This is a genomic window from Candidatus Palauibacter scopulicola (genome assembly GCF_947581915.1).
GTDB classification, from domain to species: domain Bacteria; phylum Gemmatimonadota; class Gemmatimonadetes; order Palauibacterales; family Palauibacteraceae; genus Palauibacter; species Palauibacter scopulicola.
In genome coordinates, this window is sequence record NZ_CANPWG010000052.1 from 22,367 (window position 1) to 40,966 (window position 18,600).

At 69.7% G+C, this 18,600-nt stretch carries 15 protein-coding genes; 1 reads left to right on the top strand and 14 read right to left on the bottom strand.

What is annotated here, in order from left to right; all coding sequences use genetic code 11:
* The first annotated feature begins 35 nt into the window (after positions 1–35).
* Positions 36–2,564 carry an FAD-dependent oxidoreductase gene (locus tag RN743_RS09605; RefSeq protein WP_310779467.1) on the top strand — a complete coding sequence of 843 codons (2,529 nt, stop codon included), beginning with the start codon at positions 36–38 and terminating at the stop codon, positions 2,562–2,564.
* Positions 2,565–2,603: 39 nt separating this feature from the next.
* Here RN743_RS09605 and RN743_RS09610 read toward each other — a convergent pair whose 3' ends face one another.
* The 14 genes from RN743_RS09610 to RN743_RS09675 all read right to left on the bottom strand — a co-directional run bounded on the left by RN743_RS09610 (position 2,604) and on the right by RN743_RS09675 (position 18,586).
* The gene (locus RN743_RS09610) at positions 2,604–3,917 is read right to left on the bottom strand and encodes a glycine cleavage T C-terminal barrel domain-containing protein (RefSeq protein WP_310779469.1); all 1,314 of its coding nucleotides are present in this window, start codon (positions 3,915–3,917) and stop codon (positions 2,604–2,606) included.
* A gap of 30 nt (positions 3,918–3,947) precedes the next feature.
* Complete coding sequence (locus tag RN743_RS09615) at positions 3,948–5,081, bottom strand: NAD-dependent epimerase/dehydratase family protein (RefSeq protein WP_310779471.1); 1,134 nt, start codon at positions 5,079–5,081, stop codon at positions 3,948–3,950.
* A gap of 85 nt (positions 5,082–5,166) precedes the next feature.
* On the bottom strand, positions 5,167–6,351 hold the full coding sequence (locus RN743_RS09620) for a pyridoxal phosphate-dependent aminotransferase (protein WP_310779473.1): 1,185 nt from the start codon (positions 6,349–6,351) through the stop codon (positions 5,167–5,169).
* A 67-nt stretch (positions 6,352–6,418) separates the two neighbouring features.
* Positions 6,419–6,934: a hypothetical protein gene (locus tag RN743_RS09625; protein ID WP_310779475.1), complete on the bottom strand. Its 516-nt coding sequence runs from the start codon at positions 6,932–6,934 to the stop codon at positions 6,419–6,421.
* The gene (secA, locus tag RN743_RS09630) at positions 6,913–10,284 is read right to left on the bottom strand and encodes a preprotein translocase subunit SecA (RefSeq protein ID WP_310779477.1); all 3,372 of its coding nucleotides are present in this window, start codon (positions 10,282–10,284) and stop codon (positions 6,913–6,915) included. Before secA ends, RN743_RS09625 begins: the two co-directional genes overlap by 22 nt.
* Before the next feature lie 7 nt (positions 10,285–10,291).
* Complete coding sequence (gene nadD, locus RN743_RS09635; protein WP_310779479.1) at positions 10,292–10,921, bottom strand: nicotinate (nicotinamide) nucleotide adenylyltransferase; 630 nt, start codon at positions 10,919–10,921, stop codon at positions 10,292–10,294.
* Positions 10,902–11,708: an outer membrane protein assembly factor BamD gene (bamD, locus tag RN743_RS09640; protein ID WP_310779481.1), complete on the bottom strand. Its 807-nt coding sequence runs from the start codon at positions 11,706–11,708 to the stop codon at positions 10,902–10,904. Before bamD ends, nadD begins: the two co-directional genes overlap by 20 nt.
* Positions 11,705–12,625 carry a tetratricopeptide repeat protein gene (locus tag RN743_RS09645; protein ID WP_310779483.1) on the bottom strand — a complete coding sequence of 307 codons (921 nt, stop codon included), beginning with the start codon at positions 12,623–12,625 and terminating at the stop codon, positions 11,705–11,707. Before RN743_RS09645 ends, bamD begins: the two co-directional genes overlap by 4 nt.
* Positions 12,626–12,659: 34 nt before the next feature.
* Positions 12,660–13,439, bottom strand: coding sequence for a glycosyltransferase family 2 protein (locus RN743_RS09650; protein WP_310779485.1), 780 nt, complete (start codon positions 13,437–13,439; stop codon positions 12,660–12,662).
* A 26-nt stretch (positions 13,440–13,465) separates the two neighbouring features.
* Complete coding sequence (locus tag RN743_RS09655; protein ID WP_310779487.1) at positions 13,466–14,425, bottom strand: UDP-glucuronic acid decarboxylase family protein; 960 nt, start codon at positions 14,423–14,425, stop codon at positions 13,466–13,468.
* Positions 14,422–15,750: a UDP-glucose/GDP-mannose dehydrogenase family protein gene (locus RN743_RS09660; RefSeq protein ID WP_310779489.1), complete on the bottom strand. Its 1,329-nt coding sequence runs from the start codon at positions 15,748–15,750 to the stop codon at positions 14,422–14,424. The genes RN743_RS09655 and RN743_RS09660 overlap by 4 nt, the downstream gene beginning before the upstream one ends.
* A 50-nt stretch (positions 15,751–15,800) precedes the next feature.
* Positions 15,801–16,763 carry a GDP-mannose 4,6-dehydratase gene (locus tag RN743_RS09665; RefSeq protein ID WP_310779490.1) on the bottom strand — a complete coding sequence of 321 codons (963 nt, stop codon included), beginning with the start codon at positions 16,761–16,763 and terminating at the stop codon, positions 15,801–15,803.
* Between the two features lie 43 nt (positions 16,764–16,806).
* Complete coding sequence (gene hemB, locus RN743_RS09670) at positions 16,807–17,784, bottom strand: porphobilinogen synthase (protein ID WP_310779492.1); 978 nt, start codon at positions 17,782–17,784, stop codon at positions 16,807–16,809.
* A complete protein-coding gene (locus RN743_RS09675; protein ID WP_310779494.1) occupies positions 17,777–18,586 on the bottom strand; it encodes a uroporphyrinogen-III synthase in 810 nt (269 codons plus the stop codon). The genes hemB and RN743_RS09675 overlap by 8 nt, the downstream gene beginning before the upstream one ends.
* Between the last annotated feature and the right edge of the window lie 14 nt (positions 18,587–18,600).

The window sequence follows — 18,600 nt, forward strand, 5'->3', positions numbered from 1 at the left end:
CGCATGAAGCTTCGCAACCGCAGGCACGCCGCGCCGTGAGCGACCGCCCGCCACAGCCGGCCGCGGCGAGCATCGCCGTCATCGGGGCCGGCATCGTCGGCAGCTGCCTCGTCGAGCACCTGGCGCAGCGGGGCTGGGACGATCTCGTCCTCATCGACAAGGGCCCCCTGCCCGACCCCGGTGGGTCCACCGGCCACGCGTCGAACTTCATCTTCCCCACCGACCACAGCCGCGAGGTTGCGATGCTGACGCTGGAGAGCCAGCGGCAGTACGAGGCGCTCGGGGTGCAGACGACGTGCGGTGGCGTCGAAGTCGCCCGCACGGAAGCCCGGCTGGAGGAACTGCGGCGGCGCATGACCTCGGCGCGGGCGTGGGGCACCGACGCCGAGCTCCTCACGCCGGCGGAGGTGGCCGAGCGGATCCCGTACTTGAACCCCGACGTCATCCTGGGCGGCTTCTGGATGTCGTCCGTGTCCGTCGTCGACTCCGTGCGGGCCGGCACGCTGATGCGGCAGCGGGCCCTGTCCCGGGGAGCGCTCACCATCCTGGACAACACCGAGGTGACCGGGCTGGAGGTCGAAGCCCGGCCCCGCGGGCGCCCCCGCCTGCGGGCCGTCGTCACCTCCCGGGGCCGGATCGACGTCGAGCACGCGGTCATCGCGTGCGGCGTATGGAGCCCCCTCATCGCGGAACTGGCCGGCGCCTCGATTCCGCTCACGCCGGCGGTCCACCAGATGGCGGACCTCGGTCCGGTCGGCCTTCTCCGCGCCACCGGCGACGAGATCGGCTATCCCATTGTGCGCGACATGGACGCCTTCATGTACGAGCGCCAGAAGTACGGTGCCATGGAGGTCGGATCCTACGCGCACCGCCCCATCCTCGTGCACCCGGAGGACATCCCCGGACTCGAGGCGTCGGCACGCTCCCCCACGGAGTTGCCGTTCACGGGAGATGACTTCGCGCCCCAGCTCGCGCAGGCGCGGGAGATCATGGGAGAGCTGCTCGAGGGCGCCGGGATCGGGTACGCGATCAACGGCCTCCTCTCGCTCACGCCGGACGCGCAGCCGGTGCTGGGGGAGACCACCGAGGTGGGGAACCTGTGGTCCGCGGCGGCGGTCTGGATCAAGGAGGGTCCCGGGGCGGCGCGGCTTCTCGCGGAGTGGATCACGCACGGCCATCCGCGTCTGTGCGACCCTCACGAATCCGACGTCACCCGCTTCCAACCACACGAGCGCACCCGCGGGCATGTGCGGGCCCGCGCCCGGGAGCACTTCAACAAGACGTACGGGATCGTCCACCCGCGGGAGCAGTGGGAATCCCGCCGCGACGCGCACCGCTCGGCGCTCCACGCCCGCACCGAGACTCTTGGGGCCGTCTACTACGAGGCGCGCGGCTGGGAACGTCCGCAGTGGTACGAGTCGAACGCCGACCTGGTCGAACGCTACGGCGTCGCCGACCGGCCGCGCGAATGGGATCGCCGCTGGTGGTCTCCCATCATCGAGGCGGAGCACCTGCACCTGCGGGAGAAGGTCGGCGTCGTCGACCTGGGCGCGTTTCAGATCTTCGACGTGACGGGCCCCGGGGCGCTCGCCTACCTGGAGGGAATGGCGGCCAACGGGTGCGACCGGCCGCCGGGAACGTCCATCTACACCCCACTGCTGACGCCGGACGGCGGCTTCCGGGCCGACCTCACGATCCAGCGGCTGGCGGCGGACCGTTTCCGCGTCGTGACCGGCGCCTTCGACGGGGCGCGGGACGCGGCCTGGTTCCGGAAGCACCTGCCGGAAGACGGCTCCTTCCGCTTCGAGGATCGGTCGGCGGAGATCTGCACGCTCGGCGTCTGGGGTCCCCGGGCCGAGGCGCTCCTGGGGAGGGTCTCCGGGGCGGATTTCTCGCAGGCCGCGTTCCCGTACGCCTCCGTGCGCGACATCGCGCTGGACGGGCTTCCCGTCACGATGTGCCGGATCTCCTATGTCGGAGAGAGCGGATGGGAGATCTACATGGAGGCCTCGCTCGCGGCGCGGGTGTGGGACGCCGTGCGGGAGGCGGGCCGGGGCTTCGGCGTGCGGCCCGTGGGCGCCGGAGTCTACGGCACGACGGGCCGCATGGAGAAGGGCTACGCCCTCATGGGGGCCGAACTCACCTCGGAGTACTCACCGGTGGAGGCGGGCCTGGCGCGGCCGCGCGTGAAGCGGGCGGACTTCATCGGCCGTGCCGCTTACCTGAAAGCCAAAAAGGCGGGGCCCGCGGCAACGCTCCGCACGCTCACCATGGACGACCACGCCGACGCTTCCGGCCTCGCCCGCTTCCCCACCGGAGGCAACGAGCCGCTGCTTGGGCCAGGCGGGGGGCGCATCGTCGACGCCCGCGGAAGGGAGTCCCGCGTCACGTCGGCAGGGATGGGTCCGTCCGTGGGGAAGTACCTCCTCATGGCGTACCTGCCGCCGGAACTCGCCGCCCCGGGAACGCGGCTCCACGTCCTCTACATGAACGAACCCTTCCCGGTCACGGTGGCGGCCGAGAGGGCGCTCTTCGACCCCACCGGCGCCCGCATGAGATCGTGACGCGGGCCGGCCCGGGTGCACTCGCCTCCGGGAGTCGCGCTACATAGCCGCGTCGCGGCCCTGTGCGAGGGCCACCTCGCGGGTGCTCGGGTTCGCGGAGGGCCTGAACGGAACCTCGCACACGCGGGCGGCATCGGGCTTGCCCGGCTCGGTCGCGTACTCGTCCGGGAGCCACACGAAGAGTTCCGTGCCGATGGCGGAGTCGGCGGGCGGCACGTACCCGAGGGCGATGTTGCTCCCCAACTCCGGGGCGTGCCACGGAGACGTGAGGTACCCCACCGGATCGCCGCCGTCCGCGCGAGAAACCAGCCAGAAGTCGGGGGCGTAGTCGTCGATCGGCCGGCCGCCCAGCTTCATCCCCACCATCACGAGGGCGAACGGAGAACGGCCGGCCTCGATCTCGGCCCGCTGGCGCTCCAGCGCAACCCGCCCGATGTAGTCGCCCGGCTTCTCGCGCGGCACCTGGTAGGCGAGGTGGCACTGGAACGGGCTCGTCTCCTGGTCGATGTCCTGTCCCCACGAGAGGATCCCGGCCTGGATGCGGCGCTGGTGCCCGGGGGCCGTGACCATCAGTCCGTGCGCCTCCCCCGCCTCGAGCACGGCCCGCCACAGCGTCTCCGCGTGCAGCGTCGCATCCCGAAGATAGATTTCGTACCCCTTCTCCCCCGAAAACCCGGACTGCGAGACCACGACCGGGCAGCCGGCGATCTCCGCCTCCATGAGCCCGTAGTAGGGGATGTCCCGGATCGTCTCGCCTACGAGGTCGACCATGAGGTCGCGCGACCTCGGCCCCTGGACCTGCAGCGGGCAGACGTCGATCTCGTCGATCTCCACCCGCATCCCGAGGCCGACGTTCACTCCCTGGAGCCAGTAGAGGAGGTCGGAGTCGGCGAGCGAGAACCAGAACTCGTCCACGGCGAGCCGCAGCAGCACCGGGTCGTTGAGGATGCCGCCGCGCTCGTTGCAGAGGATGACGTACCGCGCGCGCATTGGCTCGATCCGGGTCGCGTCGCGCGTGATCACGTAGTCGGCGAAGGCCTCCGCGTCGGGTCCGCTGACGCGGATCTGCCGCTCCACGGCGACGTTCCACAGCGTAACCCGCTGGGTGAGCGCCTCGTGCTCCACCGCCGCGCCCCCCTCCTCGGGCCGGGCGTAGCCCCGGGGGTGATAGATGCGGTTGTAGATCGTAGCCCGCCAGCAACCCGCCTCGTGCGACAGGTGCCAGTACGGCGACTTCCGGACCCGGGTCGAGATGAGCAGTTCGACCGGCGTCCGCCCGCTCTGCCGCAGGTTGATGGGAACGATCCGGTCCGACTGGTCCACGCTCGCGGGCTGTCCATACGCGATCGTCATGGAACGTCCTCGTGTCTGGGGTCGACGCTGTTACCGGCTCTTCCAGTCCGCGAGGATCCGCGCATCGCGCTCGAGGTTGAGCTGGAGTTGCGTCCGGCGTTCTTCGGGCTCGCCCAGGAACCAGTCCAGCGTCTCGCGCGCGGTGACCGCGAGGGGGCGGAAGCGCAGTCCGGCCTCGACGCCCCGGTGCGAGCGGACCTGCGCCAACCCCCGCGTCGGGCCGCGATGCGAGTACCAGAGGGGGAAGCGCGCGGGCGGCTCGCGGTTCCGGAGGAAATCCTCATCCACCCACGTGAACGACACGGGTGTCGTGACGGTCGCGCGGATCCCGTACAGGAACTCGTCCATGCGCGTCCTGTCGAGCGCCGGGCCCGCCACGTTGAAGGTCCCGCCGGTGCCCTCCTCCAGCAGGTGCATGCAGAACTCGGCCAGATCCCGCACGTCGATGAACTGGACCGGGTTGTCCATGTCGCCCGGCGCGATCACTTCGCCTCCGTGATGGATCCGGACGGGCCAGTACGTGAAGCGGTCCGTGGGATCCCCGGGACCCGCGACGACGTGCAGGCGGGTGACCGTGCCGCGGTCGCCGTAGATCTCCTGCACCGCCTCCTCGCACATCACCTTCAACTCGCCATAATACCGTCCGACATCCTCGCTCTCGGGATCCGTCACCTCGAGCAGCCGGGCGTCTTCCGGCAGTTCGTCCTGATCGAAGTCGTACACGGAACCGGTGGAGGTGAACAGGTACCGGCCCACGGAGTCGCGCAGCAGGGTCGCCGAGTCGCGCACCAGGCGCGGGACGTAGCCGCTGTTGTCGATGACGTAGTCCCACTCCTTCCCGCGCAGCGCGTCGAGCGCCCCGTCGCGGTCTCCGATGAGGGTCTCGACGCCGGGAAAGAGCCCGGGGTTCGAGCGTCCGCGGTTGAAGAGCGTAACCTCGTGTCCCCGCGCGAGGGCCTCGCGCACCATGTGCGGACCGATGAAGCCGGTGCCGCCCAGGATGAGCAGCCGCCCGGCCCGCGGCGCGCGCGCGGTGGCTGGGCTCCCGGAATCGGTCGAGGGTCGGGTCTCACGGGTGCTCGCCGCAGCCCCCGCAGCGGGCAGTGCCGCAGCCCCCGCCGCCGCGAGCGAGGTCCCCGCGAATTCACGTCGCGTCATCGTCATCGAACGTCCTCCTGTTTCCGGTCGCAGGACCTGGCGGGCACCGCGAGACCCCGCCTGGAATCAACCTGTTGCCGCCGCCATGCTCTCAGGATCGCATCTCGCTCAGCGCTTCGCCAAGGAGCGCGATGTCGGCGTCGAACGACTCCGGGGCGAGGGGGCCGAAGGAGAAGCGGAAGAAGCTCGCCAGCGGCGAGTCGTCCTCGAGGCGCTCCATGTCGCAGTCGGTGCCCTTGAGGATCGCGGCCCCGCGGGTGAAGAGGCATTCGTTCAGCCGCTGGGCGGTCCAGCCATTCGGGAGCCGGCACCAGTGGTAGAAGCCGCCGTCGCCCGAGAAGAGTTCGAGGCCGAGATCCTCGAAGGCCCGGCCGTAGCGTTCGCGCTGCATGGCGTAGAAGGCGGGGACGGCTTCCCGGACGTGGCGCATGCGCTCGGGGTCCAGGAGTTCGAACGCGTAACACTGAGACGGGTGGGACACGCCGCCCATCCCGAACGAGGAGAAGTTCCCGAGGATCTCGATGTGCCGCTTCGCCGCCACGGCCCATCCGATGCGGATGCCGGGCGCCTGCAGGCCCTTCGTGGCGGCGCCAACGACGAACAGGTTGCCGCGCTCGATGTCGTCCACGTGCGCGAGGGCGCTCACCGGCTCGTCGTGGAGCAGCTCGTATGCCTCGTCGACGAGGAGCCCCAGGCCGTCCTGCGCGCTGGCGGCCACGAGCGCCGCGAGTTCGTCCCCGGTTCGCGTCACGCCCGTCGGATTGCACGGATTGCTCAGCAGCATCAGGGTGCGCCCCTCTCGCGGAGCCGTATAGGCGGAGACGGGGGGCCGGAACCCGTTGTCCACGCCGCTGTGCACGAGGTGGTAGGGGCGTCGCAGCCCCTCGAGGACATCGTAGTATGGGGTGTATTCCGTGGACGCGAGCCGGACCTCGATATCGGGTTCGAGGAAGAGGAGGAGCGCCATGATCGCCGGACGCCCGCCCGCGAACACCATCACGTTCTCCGCCGTGATGTCGACGCCGTACGACTTCCGGTAGTATACGGCGATCGCCTCCCTCAGCGCCGGGAGCCCCCACGCCTTGGGGTACTTGCGGTGCTCGGAGGTCACCGTCACGGTCGACGGAAGCGACGGGCCGTCCGGCAGGGCGACCGTCCGCGGGAACCCCTGGCTCCACGGGTTCGTGCCGGGCTCGCCCATGTAGGTACCGAACGCCCCGAGAAACGCGTAGAGGGTCTCGTAGATCCCCATCGGGGGCACATATCTCAGGTACAAGCCGGTCGCTCCCTCCGGTTGGGCAGGCCGTGGCGGGCCCAGGGTTGGTCGGGCGGTCAGGGGTCGGTCAGGGGGCCGGTGATGCCTCCACCGTGAGCGTCATGAGCATCCCGCGGCTGTCGTGGCCGGCCACGTCGCACACGACGGTGTAGCTCCCCGGAGCGAGGTCGAGTTCGACGAGCCGAACCTCGCCGGTGTTCACATCCGTCTCGGTCTCCCAGAGGACCTCCCCGCTCGCGGGATCCACGAGCTTGAGGTTGTGCATCTCGAAGCCCTGGTTGCTGAGGCGGAGCACCGTGGGGCCCGCCGGCAACCGCGACGGCATGCCGATCGCGTACTCGAGCAGGGCCACGTCGACCGCGTCGGCCGCGTATACGGCCGACAGATCCGGCTCCCGGGCGGAAGCGCCCGCTTCCAGTGTGGCGGCCGCACCGGCCGGGTCGGCCGCCGCGTTCGCGGCTCCGCCTTCTCCGCCACAGCCCAACGCAAGCACCGCGGCGGCGATGGGTATGCCGCGACGACACGCGGGCCGCGGCCCGACGCCCCGCGCGGCCGGCGGGCTCAGCCGGGGCGGCCGCAGCACTTCTTGTACTTCCGCCCGCTGCCGCACGGACACGGCTCGTTCCGCCCCGGAGTCTTCGTGGCCGTCGCCGGAGCGCCCGTCCGGCGGGGCCGCTGGCCGGCACGGAGAGCCGCGCGGGCCGCGGTGTCATCGGGGGCCAGCTCCTGCACCGCGGCCGAGGCCGCGACGCCGGTGGCCGAAAACGCCCGCTCGGCCGCGGGCGCCTCGCCGGACGCGCCGTCCGGCGCAGGCGCCGCTCCCCGGCCGGGGGCCATGCCGCCCGCGGGGCCGGCGCCCGGCTCCACCGGGCCGCTCATGCCGGTAATCTGCGGCGGCCGGGGCCGGCCCGGCGGCCGGACTTCGATGCGCGCGCGGAAGAAGCGATTCGCCACCGTCTTCCGGATGTCCGTGATCAGGCTCACGAACATCTCGTACGCCTCCTTCTTGTACTCGACGAGCGGATCCTTCTGTCCCCACGACCGGAACTGGATCGAGGAGCGCAGGTGGTCGAGGTCGTAGAGGTGGTCCTTCCACTTCTCGTCCAGCACCGACAGCACGACGAAGCGCAGCACCTGCTCCCACAGTTCGCCGAAACTCTCGAGCTTGACGCGAAACTGCTCGTGGGCGCTCTCGACCACCGCGTCGTACAGCTCTCCGGTCCCCGCCCAGTTGTCGGCGCTGGCGTCCTTCTCCGTCTCGGACGCCTCCCCGCGATCCGCTCCGACCCGGGGCAGGAATTCGTTGTGCAGGAAATACTCGATCAGGAGATGCTCCCGCAGCCCCGGGAGATTCCACTGGTCGTGCGGGCTCTCCTCCGGCACGTAGGCATCCATCTCCTCGCGGAGCGCCTCCTCGACCATCTCCCACGTCTCGCCCTTGAGGTCTTCCCCGCCCTCGAGCGCATAGAGGCGCAGGTCGTACACGACCTCGCGCTGCTGATTCATCACGTCGTCGTAGTCCAGCAGCCGCTTGCGGGCGTCAAAGTTCTGGGTCTCGACCCGCTTCTGCGCGCGCTCGACCGACTTCGTGATCCACGGGTGGCTGATGACCTCCCCCTCCTGCACGCCCAGGCGATCCATGATCTTCGCCACGCGCTCGTGCATGAAGAGCCGCATGAGGTCGTCTTCGAGCGAGAGGAAGAAGAGGCTCGCCCCGGGATCCCCCTGGCGTCCGGAGCGGCCGCGAAGCTGGCGGTCGATGCGGCGCGACTGGTGGCGCTCCGTCCCCAGGATCTGGAGTCCGCAGGGCGGCTCCTCCTCGCACCCCCGCTCCTTGATCTCGGCCCGCGACAGATCCGGTTCCTCGCCGGTGCGGCCGAACGCGGGGGTTTCGGAGCGGATCCCGCACACGTCGCACTGCACGCACGGGGAGGCGAGTTTGATGTCGGTGCCGCGCCCGGCCATGTTCGTCGCGATCGTGATCGCACCGGGTTGACCCGCGTTGCGCACGATCTCCGCTTCCCGGGCGTGCTGCTTCGCGTTCAGCACCTCGTGGGCGAGGCCCCGCCGCTTCAGCATGCGGGCGATGACCTCCGATACCTCCACGCTCGTCGTCCCGACGAGGATCGGAAGACCTTCGCCGTTGATGCGTTCGATCTCGTCGATCAGCGCGGCGTATTTTTCCTTTTTCGTCTGGAAGATCACGTCGTCGTGATCGAGTCGCCGCACCGGCCGGTTCGTCGGAATGACGACGACCTCGAGGCCGTAGATCGCGTGGAACTCGCCCTCCTCGGTCTCGGCGGTACCGGTCATCCCGGCCGCCTTGTCGTACATCCGGAAGTAGTTCTGGATCGTGATCGTGGCGAGCGTCTGCGTCTCGCCGCGCACCTTGACCTTCTCCTTCGCCTCGACCGCCTGGTGGAGCCCGTCCGACCAGCGCCGCCCGTGCATCTTGCGGCCGGTGTGTTCGTCGACGATCAGTACATCGCCGTTCTCCACCACGTACTCCACGTCCTTCTCGTACAGGGAGTACGCCTTCACGAGTTGATGGATGACGTGGATCTTCTCGGACTTCTCCGCGTATTCGCGTTCGAGCCGTTCGATCTCGCCACGCTTCTCGTCGGTGGTCAGCGACTCATCGTCCTCGACGCGCTGGACGTCTTCCGAGATGTCCGGGACGACGAACGTCTCCGGGTCGTCGGGCGAGAGCACATCGAGACCCTGCTCGGAGATCTGGATCGTCTGCCCCTTCTCATCCATTGAAAACAGGAGCATCTCGTCGATCTCGGGGAGCCGCTTCTCCCGCATGAGGTCGGCTTCCGCGCGCTGAATGAGCTGCTTCACGCCGGAGCGCGTCTTCAGCTTGAGCAGCCGCTTGTTCTTCGGCGCGCCGCGCTGCGCCGCGAGGAGCTTGAGGCCCGCGTCCCGGCGCTGCTCCGTGTCCTCATCGGCCTCCGTTTCGTCGAGCAGCTTCGTGCCCTCGGCCACGAGACGGTTGACGATCCGCGTCTGCTTGCGGGCGATCGCGGCCACCTGGGCGTTGTGCTTCTGATACACGTCGCGTTCGTCGCGGCCGGCGGGTCCGGAGATGATGAGCGGGGTGCGGGCCTCGTCGATGAGCACCGAGTCGACCTCGTCGATGATCGCGTACGCGTGTCCGCGCTGCACGCGATGCCGGAGTTCGATCACCATGTTGTCGCGCAGGTAGTCGAACCCGAATTCGTTGTTCGTCCCGTAGGTGATGTCGGCCTGGTAGGCGGCCCGCCGCTCGACGCTACCCGGCTCCGTATCTTCAAGCACGCCCACCGTGAGGCCGAGGTAGTCGAAGACCGTGCCCATCCACTGGGCGTCGCGCCGGGCGAGATAGTCGTTTACGGTGACGAGGTGGACGCCGCGGCCCGGGAGGGCGTTGAGGTACAGCGGCATCGTAGCCACGAGCGTCTTCCCCTCGCCGGTGGCCATTTCGGCGATCTTCCCTTCGTGGAGGACGATCCCTCCGATGAGCTGCACATCGTAGGGGATCATGTCCCACGTCATCTCGTTCCCCGTGACTTCGATCTCCGACCCGAGAAGTCGCCGGCACGCCTCGCGCACCGTCGCGAACGCCTCGGGCAGAATCTCATCGAGCACGCCCTGCAGCGCCTCGTTGAGGTCGCCCTCCGTGGCCGCGATGCGTTCGGTGAGGTCGGCGCGGCGCGCCGGATTCTCCGTGAAGCGACGCTTTTCCCGCAGCGCCTCGACCGCCTCCTCGAACTCGGCGGTCCGCTCCGCGATGATCGCCCGGAACTTCCCCGTCTGCGCCTTGAGGGCTTCATCCGGGAAGTCCGCGAGCCGCGACTCGTGTTCCTTGATCTGTGAGATGATCGGCCGCATGCGCTTCATCTCGCGCGTGAAGCGCGTTCCGAAGACCTGCGTTACGACGTTCTTCAACATCCGGGGCTCACTGGGTTACATGGCGCGCCCGGCGTACGGCCCAGGCGCGCTCGACATCGTGTCGGATCGTTTCCGGAACGAGGAGGTGGACCGAATGCCCCTCCTCGAGGCGCTGCCGGATCCGGCTCGCCGAGATATCCACTCGCGTGACGCTGGCCACAACATACTCGATCGGCTGCGATTCCGGGGAGGGTGCGGGCTCGCGACCGCCCCGCGGCATCACCGCGATCCGCGCCAGTTCCGGGAGCCGGCGCCAGCGCCTCCAGCGGTGGATCGCCTCGAACTGGTCCGCACCCATTCCGAGCACGAGCCGGTCGGAAGGAAAGCGACGCGCGAGGGCCTCCAGCGTGTCCACCGTGTAGGAGGGACCGGCCCGCTCGATCTCCATCGGGCTCACCTCGACGCCGGGGACGTCCGCGAAGGCCCGGCGCGTGAGATCGAGGCGAACCTGCGCGGGGAGCGTGACCTCCCGGTGCGGCGGATCGCCGGCCGGAATCACGAGCAGCCGGTCAAGGTGCAGCGCTTCGATGAGCTCGCGCGCCACCGACACGTGGCCCAGGTGCGGAGGGTCGAAGCTCCCCCCGAGTATGCCCGTCCGGCGGCCTCCCGCCGGGACTTCAGCGGAGGGATCCGACATCCTTCGCCGAATCCTCCGCCGCCGCCGGGTCTTCCTCCGCCAGAAGCAACCGGGTTTCCTCTGAGTCGGGAAACTCCGACAGCAGCCGCTCCCGCACCGCTCCGGCCTCGGTTTCGTATCCCAGGAAATTGTAGCTGCGATACAACCGCAACAGCAGATCCGGCAGAAATCCCTCGGTCGGCTCCTCGGCCAGCGATTTTTCGAAGTAGACGATCGCGGATTCCGGCAGTCTCATGCGATCCTGGTAGTACTTCCCGATCTCGTAGCTCTGCTCGGCCAGCTTCGCCCGCGCCTCGGCCATCAGGTTCTCCACCCGCTCGCGGTGGGGGGTCGTCGGGAAGAACTGGAGCAGGCGCTCGCACTCCTCGAGGGCTCGCCGGGTGAACTCCTGCGAAAGGGTGACCCGGGGCGAGGCTGCGAGGTAGGCGCGGCACAGCCCAAGTTGCGCGTCGTCCGCGAGGGGACTGTTGGGCCGGTTCGTCGCCATGCGCCGGAACTCCTCCACGGCGTCGAGTTCGTTGCCCGCCCGGAGCTGGCCCTCGGCCGCGAGGTATTGCGCGCTGTCGACGAGCGGATTCAGAGGATCGCGGACCATGAAGGCGAGGAAACCCTCGGCCGCGCTGCGATACTCTTCGGCGTCGAACCGGTCGTGCGCCCACTGGAAGAGGTCCGGCGGCTCGAGGTCGCCGGGCGGCCCGGAACTCGAACAGCCCGCGAGCACGAGGACCGTGGCCGCCAGCACCCCGCGGAGCCCGCAGCCGGGCACCGTCCCGGCCGGGAACCTCATTCGAAGCCGAAGCGGATCTGGCGCATCCGCTCCTCCGCACGCCGGACCAGCGCGTGAGTGCGTGTCGGGTTCAGTTCCAGTACGCGGGCGTAGCTGACGAGCGCTTCATCCGTCTGGCCGAGCGCCAGGTGAAGTTCGCCGATGAGGAAGTGGGCCTCGACCATGTGCGTCCGCGGTTCGCCGAGTTCGACCATTTCGGCCAGCTTCTCGAGCGCGGCGGCGGGGCGGCCCTCCGCCCGGTCCTCATCGGCGGACACATGGAGACAGTTCCCGTATCGGTAGCGGGCATCCCCCGGATTCGAGCGGCTTTCCTCCATCGCCTCGAGATAATCCCGATAGAAGGGCAACGCGCGCGTGCACGCGCCGAGCTGTTCATATGCGAGACCGACGTCGTACAGCACCGCCGGCTGCGGATCCCCGTCCGCGGCGAGCAGCGCGAGGCGCAGCGAAAGGGCGCGCGCGTAGTCACCCTCCGCCGCATGAAACGCGGCCAGCGAGCGCTGGAGGTCGGCCGGGAGGTAACCCAACCCCCAATCGACGAGGGGCTGCAGCGCACGTGACATGTTCTCGGCCGCGCCCCGCTCCCGCGCGGACCACGCGAGCCCAGCCAGAGAGGCCGCGGCCTGGTGCCGCAGCCGGGGGTCGCGCTCCGCGAGCGTCTCGTAGACGGTGAGCGCCTCGTCAACATCGCCGCGCACGGCATAGGCCTGCCCGAGCCGAAGGAGGAGGCCGTCCGTGTCCCCGCTGACGCGCCGGGCGAGGAGGTACTCGGCGATCGCCTTGTCCGCGTCCCCAACCGCCAGGTAGCGGTCCCCGCGCACGACGGACCGGTCCACCGGATCCTCGCACGCCGCAAGCGCAAACGCCGCGAGAACCCCGGCGATCCCCTGCACGATCCACTGTCGGATGGTCATCATCGGCGCCTCTGCCGGCCTTCGCCCCCCTGACATCTCAACTCTCCCCGCTTTCGACGCCGCTACGGATGCCGCGCGTTGCCTCGCGCGCGGCTCGCGGCCCGCCCCTGCGCGTCCAGCGCCGCACGAGGCCATACAGAAAGATACAGCGCAGCGCGGAAACGCCATCGCGCCACCCGATCTTCTTCCCCTCCGCGTACGTCCGTCCCGCGTACGAGATCCCCACCTCATACACGCGCCAGCCGCCCATGGCGATCTTCGCCGTGATTTCCGGCTCGACGCCGAAGGCCCGCTCCTCGATCGTGAGCTGCTCGATCACTTCCCGTCGGAAGCACTTGTAGCACGTTTCCATGTCGGTCAGGTTGAGGTTCGTCACCATGTTCGACAGCCGAGTCAGCCACCGGTTCCCCACGTAGTGCCAGTAGTAGAGAACCCGGTGCGGCTGGCCGCCCATGAATCGCGACCCGTAGACGACGTCCGCCCGGCCCGCCAGGATCGGCTCAAGGAGACGCGGATATTCGGCGGGGTCGTATTCGAGATCGGCGTCCTGGACAATGATGATATCGCCGCTGACACCCCGGAAACCGGTTGAGAGCGCGGCGCCCTTTCCGCGGTTCCGCTCGTGAACGAAGATCCGGTCGACGAGCCCTTCCGCTTCCAGCCGGCTCAGGATCGAGGCGGACGCGTCGGCCGATCCATCGTCGACGGCGACGAGTTCCACATCCGGGGCCATCTCCTTCACGCGCCGTACGATGGCGTCGAGCGTCGCTTCCTCGTTGTACACGGGCATGACCACCGAGACCCGGGCACGCCTCATCTCCTCCGCGTCTCCCCTCCCCGCAATCATGTGCGCGCTGCCTCGGGCCGGGCGGGCGGCTGCGTTTCCCTGAAATACTCTACGGTGCGTTCCAGCCCCACCTCGAGCGGGATCCGCGGCGTCCAGTCCAGCCGTGCGGAGGCGAGGGAAATGTCCGGTGAGCGCATTCTCGGGTCGTCCGTGGGCAGTGGACGCACCTCGACGGCGGACGCGGATCCCGTGGTGGCGAGAACGAGATCGGACAACGCGCGGATCGTATACTCGCCGGGGTTGCCCAGGTTGACCGGTTCGTGGATGTCCGCGTTGAAGAGACGCCAGATCCCCTCCACGAGGTCGGACACGTAACAGAAACTCCTTGACTGGGAGCCGTCTCCGTAGACCGTGAGCGGTTCCCCCCGGAGCGCCTGGACGACGAAATTCGAGACCACGCGGCCATCGTCCGGACGCATGCGCGGGCCGTAGGTGTTGAAGATTCGCACGATGCGCGTGTCTACGCCGTGTTCGCGGTGGTAGGCCATCGTGAGGGCCTCGGCGAAACGCTTCGCCTCGTCGTACACGGAGCGCGGGCCGACCGGGTTCACGTTGCCCCAGTATGTTTCGGGTTGGGGATGGACGAGCGGATCTCCATAAACCTCCGAGGTGGACGCAAGCAGCAGCCGGGAGCCGCGCGCTCTCGCCAGACCCAGGGCGTTGCGCGTGCCGAGGGCGCCCGCCTTCAGCGTCTGGATCGGGAAGCGAAGGTAGTCGACCGGGCTGGCCGGTGAGGCGAAGTGGAAAATCCCCTCGATCTCCCCTTCGACTTCGATGGGCTCGGACACGTCACGTTCGAGAAACGCAAACCTCGGCTCGTCCCGCAGATGGGCGAGATTCCGCCGCGATCCCGTGATGAGGCTGTCGATCCCCACGACCGAGTGTCCCTCGGCGAGAAGGCGGTCGGTGAGGTGCGAACCGAGGAAGCCGGCGGCGCCGGTGACGACGAGCCTCACGCCGTCTCCGCCGCACCGGTCTGCCTGCGCCCCACCGGATAGTGCTCGAACCCCCGCGACGCCATGCGGTCCGGTTCGAACACGTTGCGCCCGTCGAACACGATGGGGCGGGCGAGGCGCCGCGCGAGCTGCGACCAGTCGGGACGCCGGTACTGGAGCCACTCCGTCACCACGACGAGCGCGTCCGCCCCGTCGAGCGCCTCGTACTCGTTCACCGCGTAGTCCACTCCATCCCCGAGATAGAACTCGCGCGACTGTTCCATGGCGGCGGGGTCGTGCGCCACCACCGACGCCCCCCGTTCACGCAGGGCCTCGGCGATCGCCCGGGAGGGCGCCTCGCGCATGTCGTCCGTGCGCGGCTTGAACGCAAGCCCCCACAGCGCGAAGCGCAGGCCGGCGAGATCGTCGCCGAACCGCTTCCGGATCTTCCGGACGAGGACCGTGGTCTGGCGATCGTTCGCCTCGGCCACGGAGCGCAGGATGCCGAGGTCGACGCCCTGCGCTTCCGCGGAGCGGATGATCGCCCGCACATCCTTGGGGAGACAGCTGCCGCCATACCCCGTGCCCGCGTAGAGAAAGGCCGATCCGATGCGAGGGTCCGAACCCACACCGCGGCGGACGCGCTCGATATCGGCTCCGGTCTGCTCGCAGAGTTCGGCGAACTGGTTCATCATGCTGATTCGGGCGGCGAGCATCGCGTTTGCGGCGTACTTGGTCAGTTCGGCCGAGGCGATGTCCATGAAGATCAGCGGATTCCCCGAGCGGATGAAGGGCTCGTACAGCTCCTCCATGCACCGCCTGGCGCGGTCCGAGTCCACGCCGCAGACGACGCGGTCCGGGTAGAGAAAGTCCGCGACCGCGTCGCCTTCCTTCAGGAACTCGGGGTTGGAGCACATGTGGAAGGGCAGGTCGGTCCGTCGAGCGATCTCGGCCCGCACGATGTCGTTCGTCCCGACGGGTACCGTGCTCTTCATGACGACGACCGCGTCGGGGCGGAGATGGTCTCCGATCGTGCGGGCCGCGTCCAGCACGAAGTCGAGGTCCGCCTCACCGTCCTGACCGGGCGGCGTTCCCACCGCGACGAAGATGATGTCGGCCGTCCGCACACCCTCGGCCGCGTCCGTCGTGAATCGAAGCCGTCCGGCGGCGAGGCCCTCCGAAATGAGGCGCTCGATGCCGGGCTCGTAGATCGGGACATCGCCGGAGTTCAGACGCCGGACCTTCTCTTCATCCACGTCGGCGCAGGTGACGCGGTTCCCGGATCCGGCCAGGCAGGATCCCGCCACGAGCCCAACGTATCCGGCGCCGATCACGGTGATTTCCATCGAGGTCTCCGTCGCTCCCGGTTCAGCGGTCTGGTGTCGCGGCTCGCCCATCAGGCGCCGCCGGAACCCGCGACCCAGTCCAGGGTGGCGTGCGCGCAGGCCCGCAGGTCGCGCTTCGCGCGCCACCCGGTTGCGGCTCGCAGTCGCTTGGGGTCACCGACCACGGCTTCGGGTTCTCCGCGCCGCACAAGGGCCGGATCGCGCACGATCTCGGGTTCGATCTCCGCCCTCTCGAGGACCCACTCGAGCAGGCGGCGGATCTTCGTGGCGACCCCGGAGCACACGTTGTACGCCATGTCGGGTGTCCCATCGAGGTCGGCGATGTCCGCGAGCGCCCGGACGCCGTCGCGTACATCCGTGAAGTCGCGCGCCACGTCGAGATTGCCCACGGCGAGCCGCGGTTCCGTCGTCCCCCGCCGAATCGCGAGGGCGCGGCGGCAGAAGCTCGGGAGCGCGAACGCGGGGCGCTGCCCGGGTCCGAGGAGCGGAAAAAGCCGCGCGACGACCACGGGCACGCCGAGAGCCGCGCCGACTCCGCGGGCGAGAACGTCCTGGGCGGCCTTGGTGGCGCCGTACACGCTCAGCGGCCGAAGTGGCGTGCGCTCCCCGACCGGTCCGCGACCGCCTCGGCCGTACGAGTCGGCGGAACCGGCCACGACCACGGTCTGCACATCCCCCGAGGCACGCGCGGCCGCTTCGACGAGGCTCAGCGTGCCCGCTCCGTTCACCGCGAGGGCATCGCGGGACCGCAGGCTGGCCTCGGCTCCCGACGAGAATCCGGCGAGGTGGAAGATTCGGCGCGGACGGGCGGCGGTCACGACCGAGGCGACCGCGTCGGCATCCCGCACATCGAGCCGTGTCCACTCGGCCGCCGCGCGAGCCGCCCGGGACAGCGTGCCGTCCGTGGGAGCCTCCCCGAGCATCGTCGCCGTCACCTCGTACCCGCGGCCCAGGAGAAGCTCGACCAGGTGCTGTCCGATGAACCCGTCGCCGCCCGTCACCAGGACCCTCACCGGAGCCGCGCTCGAATCGCCGTGGCATTTGCGGGACGCGACACTAGAGTCCACGCGCGAGGCGCCGTGCGGCATAGGTGACGACGAGGTCCGCTCCCGCCCGCCGGATGGCACGGACCGCTTCCAGGCTGGCCGCCTGGGCGTCGAGCCAACCGTTGGCGCCTGCAGCCTCGATCATCGCGTATTCCCCGCTCACCTGATACGCGGCGGTCGGCATCCTGAACTCATCCTTCACTCTTCGGAGGATGTCGAGGTTCGGCAGCGCCGGTTTCACCATGACGAGATCCGCCCCTTCGGCGATGTCGAACCGGACCTCGCGGATCGCCTCGTCCGCGTTCCGCACGTCCATCTGATACCCGCGCCGATCCCCGAAGGCGGGGGCGGAATCCGCCGCCTCCCGGAAGGGGCCGTAGAAGGCACTCGCATACTTCGCGGCGTAGGACAGGATGGCCACGTCCTCGAGGTCCGCTTCGTCCAGCGAGGCGCGAATCGCTCCGACCCGGCCGTCCATCATGTCCGATGGCGCGACGATGTCCGCCCCGGCGGCCCCGTGACTCACGGCCTGGGCGGCGAGCCGCTCGAGCGTCGGGTCGTTCGCGACGCGGTCGCCGTCAAGGATCCCGCAGTGGCCGTGGTCCGTGTATTCGCACAGGCAGACGTCCGTGATCAGGACCAGGTCGGGCAGCGCGCCGCGAAGGGCCCGCAACGAGCGCTGGATCACGCCGTCCGGCCGATCCGCGCGCGAGCCCCGCGCATCCTTGCTTGCGGGCAGGCCGAAGAGGAGGACGGCCCGGATTCCCTCCTCCAACGCGGCGCCCGCTTCGTCAACGGCCGCCTCGATGCTCAGGCGGTCGATGCCGGGCATCGAAGGGATCGGCTGCCGGGCCGGTCCCCGGTCGTCGATGAACATGGGGTAGACGAGATCGGAAGCCTCGACGCGAGTCTCCCGCACCAGCTCGCGCAGGGCAGCCGTGCGACGCAGGCGGCGTGGCCGGGAGGTGGGGAACGACGGTTCAGGCATGGCCGTGGGTCGCGGCCAAGCGGCCGGGGCGGGCGGCGGACGCGACCAGTGCGTCGACAAGCCCGGGCATCGAGTGCGTCGCCGCCACGACATGCACCGGCAGACCGAGCCCGGAGAGCGTCGCGGCGGTCACGGGACTGATGGCGGCCACGAGAGCGCCGCCGGTCTGGGCACCGACGAGGTGCACGAAGGCACGGGCGGCGGATGACGCAGTGAAGGTCAGCCAGTCCCCGCGGCCGAGTTCGATGAACTCCCGGAGCGCCTCCCGCACGTCGCGGTTGACCTCCACCGCATAGGCCGGAGCGACGTCGACCCGCGCTCCGGCGGCGACCAGTCGTTCCCGCAGCACCGGACGCGCCCGCTCGGCCTGCACGATGAGGATCCGCGAGTCCGAAAGGCTCTCCGGACCGGTCGCCGCCACGATCTCGTCCGCGAGCGCTTCGCCGCGATAGGCCGGCGGCACGAGGCACTCCGCCACTCCGAGGCCGCACAGCGCGTCTGCGGTCGCCGGACCCACGGCCGCGAGCCGGCCCGTCACCAGCGCACCCAGCGAGTCCGCCTCCGATACGGCCGCCGCCAGGCGGCGGACGGCGTTCACGCTGGTCGGCACGATCCAGTCGTATTCGGCCAGCCGTGCCGCCGCCCGTCCCAGCGCCCCCGGATCGGATGGTGGGACCAGACGGATGGTGGGCGCCGTCGTCACGGTTGCCCCCACGGCCTCCAGGAGGGCGCGGAAGCCTTCGGCCTGCCCGGCCGGCCGCGTGACCAGTACATGCTGGCCCGCGAGCGGGGAGGAGGTCACCGAACCGCCGATGC

Coding starts and splice junctions, on each gene's coding strand:
- RN743_RS09610 (WP_310779469.1), bottom strand. CDS start 3,917: ATGACGATCGCGTATGGACAGCCCGCGAGCGTGGACCAGTCGGACCGG.
- RN743_RS09615 (WP_310779471.1), bottom strand. CDS start 5,081: ATGACGATGACGCGACGTGAATTCGCGGGGACCTCGCTCGCGGCGGCG.
- secA (WP_310779477.1), bottom strand. CDS start 10,284: ATGTTGAAGAACGTCGTAACGCAGGTCTTCGGAACGCGCTTCACGCGC.
- nadD (WP_310779479.1), bottom strand. CDS start 10,921: ATGTCGGATCCCTCCGCTGAAGTCCCGGCGGGAGGCCGCCGGACGGGC.
- bamD (WP_310779481.1), bottom strand. CDS start 11,708: ATGAGGTTCCCGGCCGGGACGGTGCCCGGCTGCGGGCTCCGCGGGGTG.
- RN743_RS09645 (WP_310779483.1), bottom strand. CDS start 12,625: ATGATGACCATCCGACAGTGGATCGTGCAGGGGATCGCCGGGGTTCTC.
- RN743_RS09650 (WP_310779485.1), bottom strand. CDS start 13,439: ATGAGGCGTGCCCGGGTCTCGGTGGTCATGCCCGTGTACAACGAGGAA.
- RN743_RS09660 (WP_310779489.1), bottom strand. CDS start 15,750: ATGGAAATCACCGTGATCGGCGCCGGATACGTTGGGCTCGTGGCGGGA.
- hemB (WP_310779492.1), bottom strand. CDS start 17,784: ATGCCTGAACCGTCGTTCCCCACCTCCCGGCCACGCCGCCTGCGTCGC.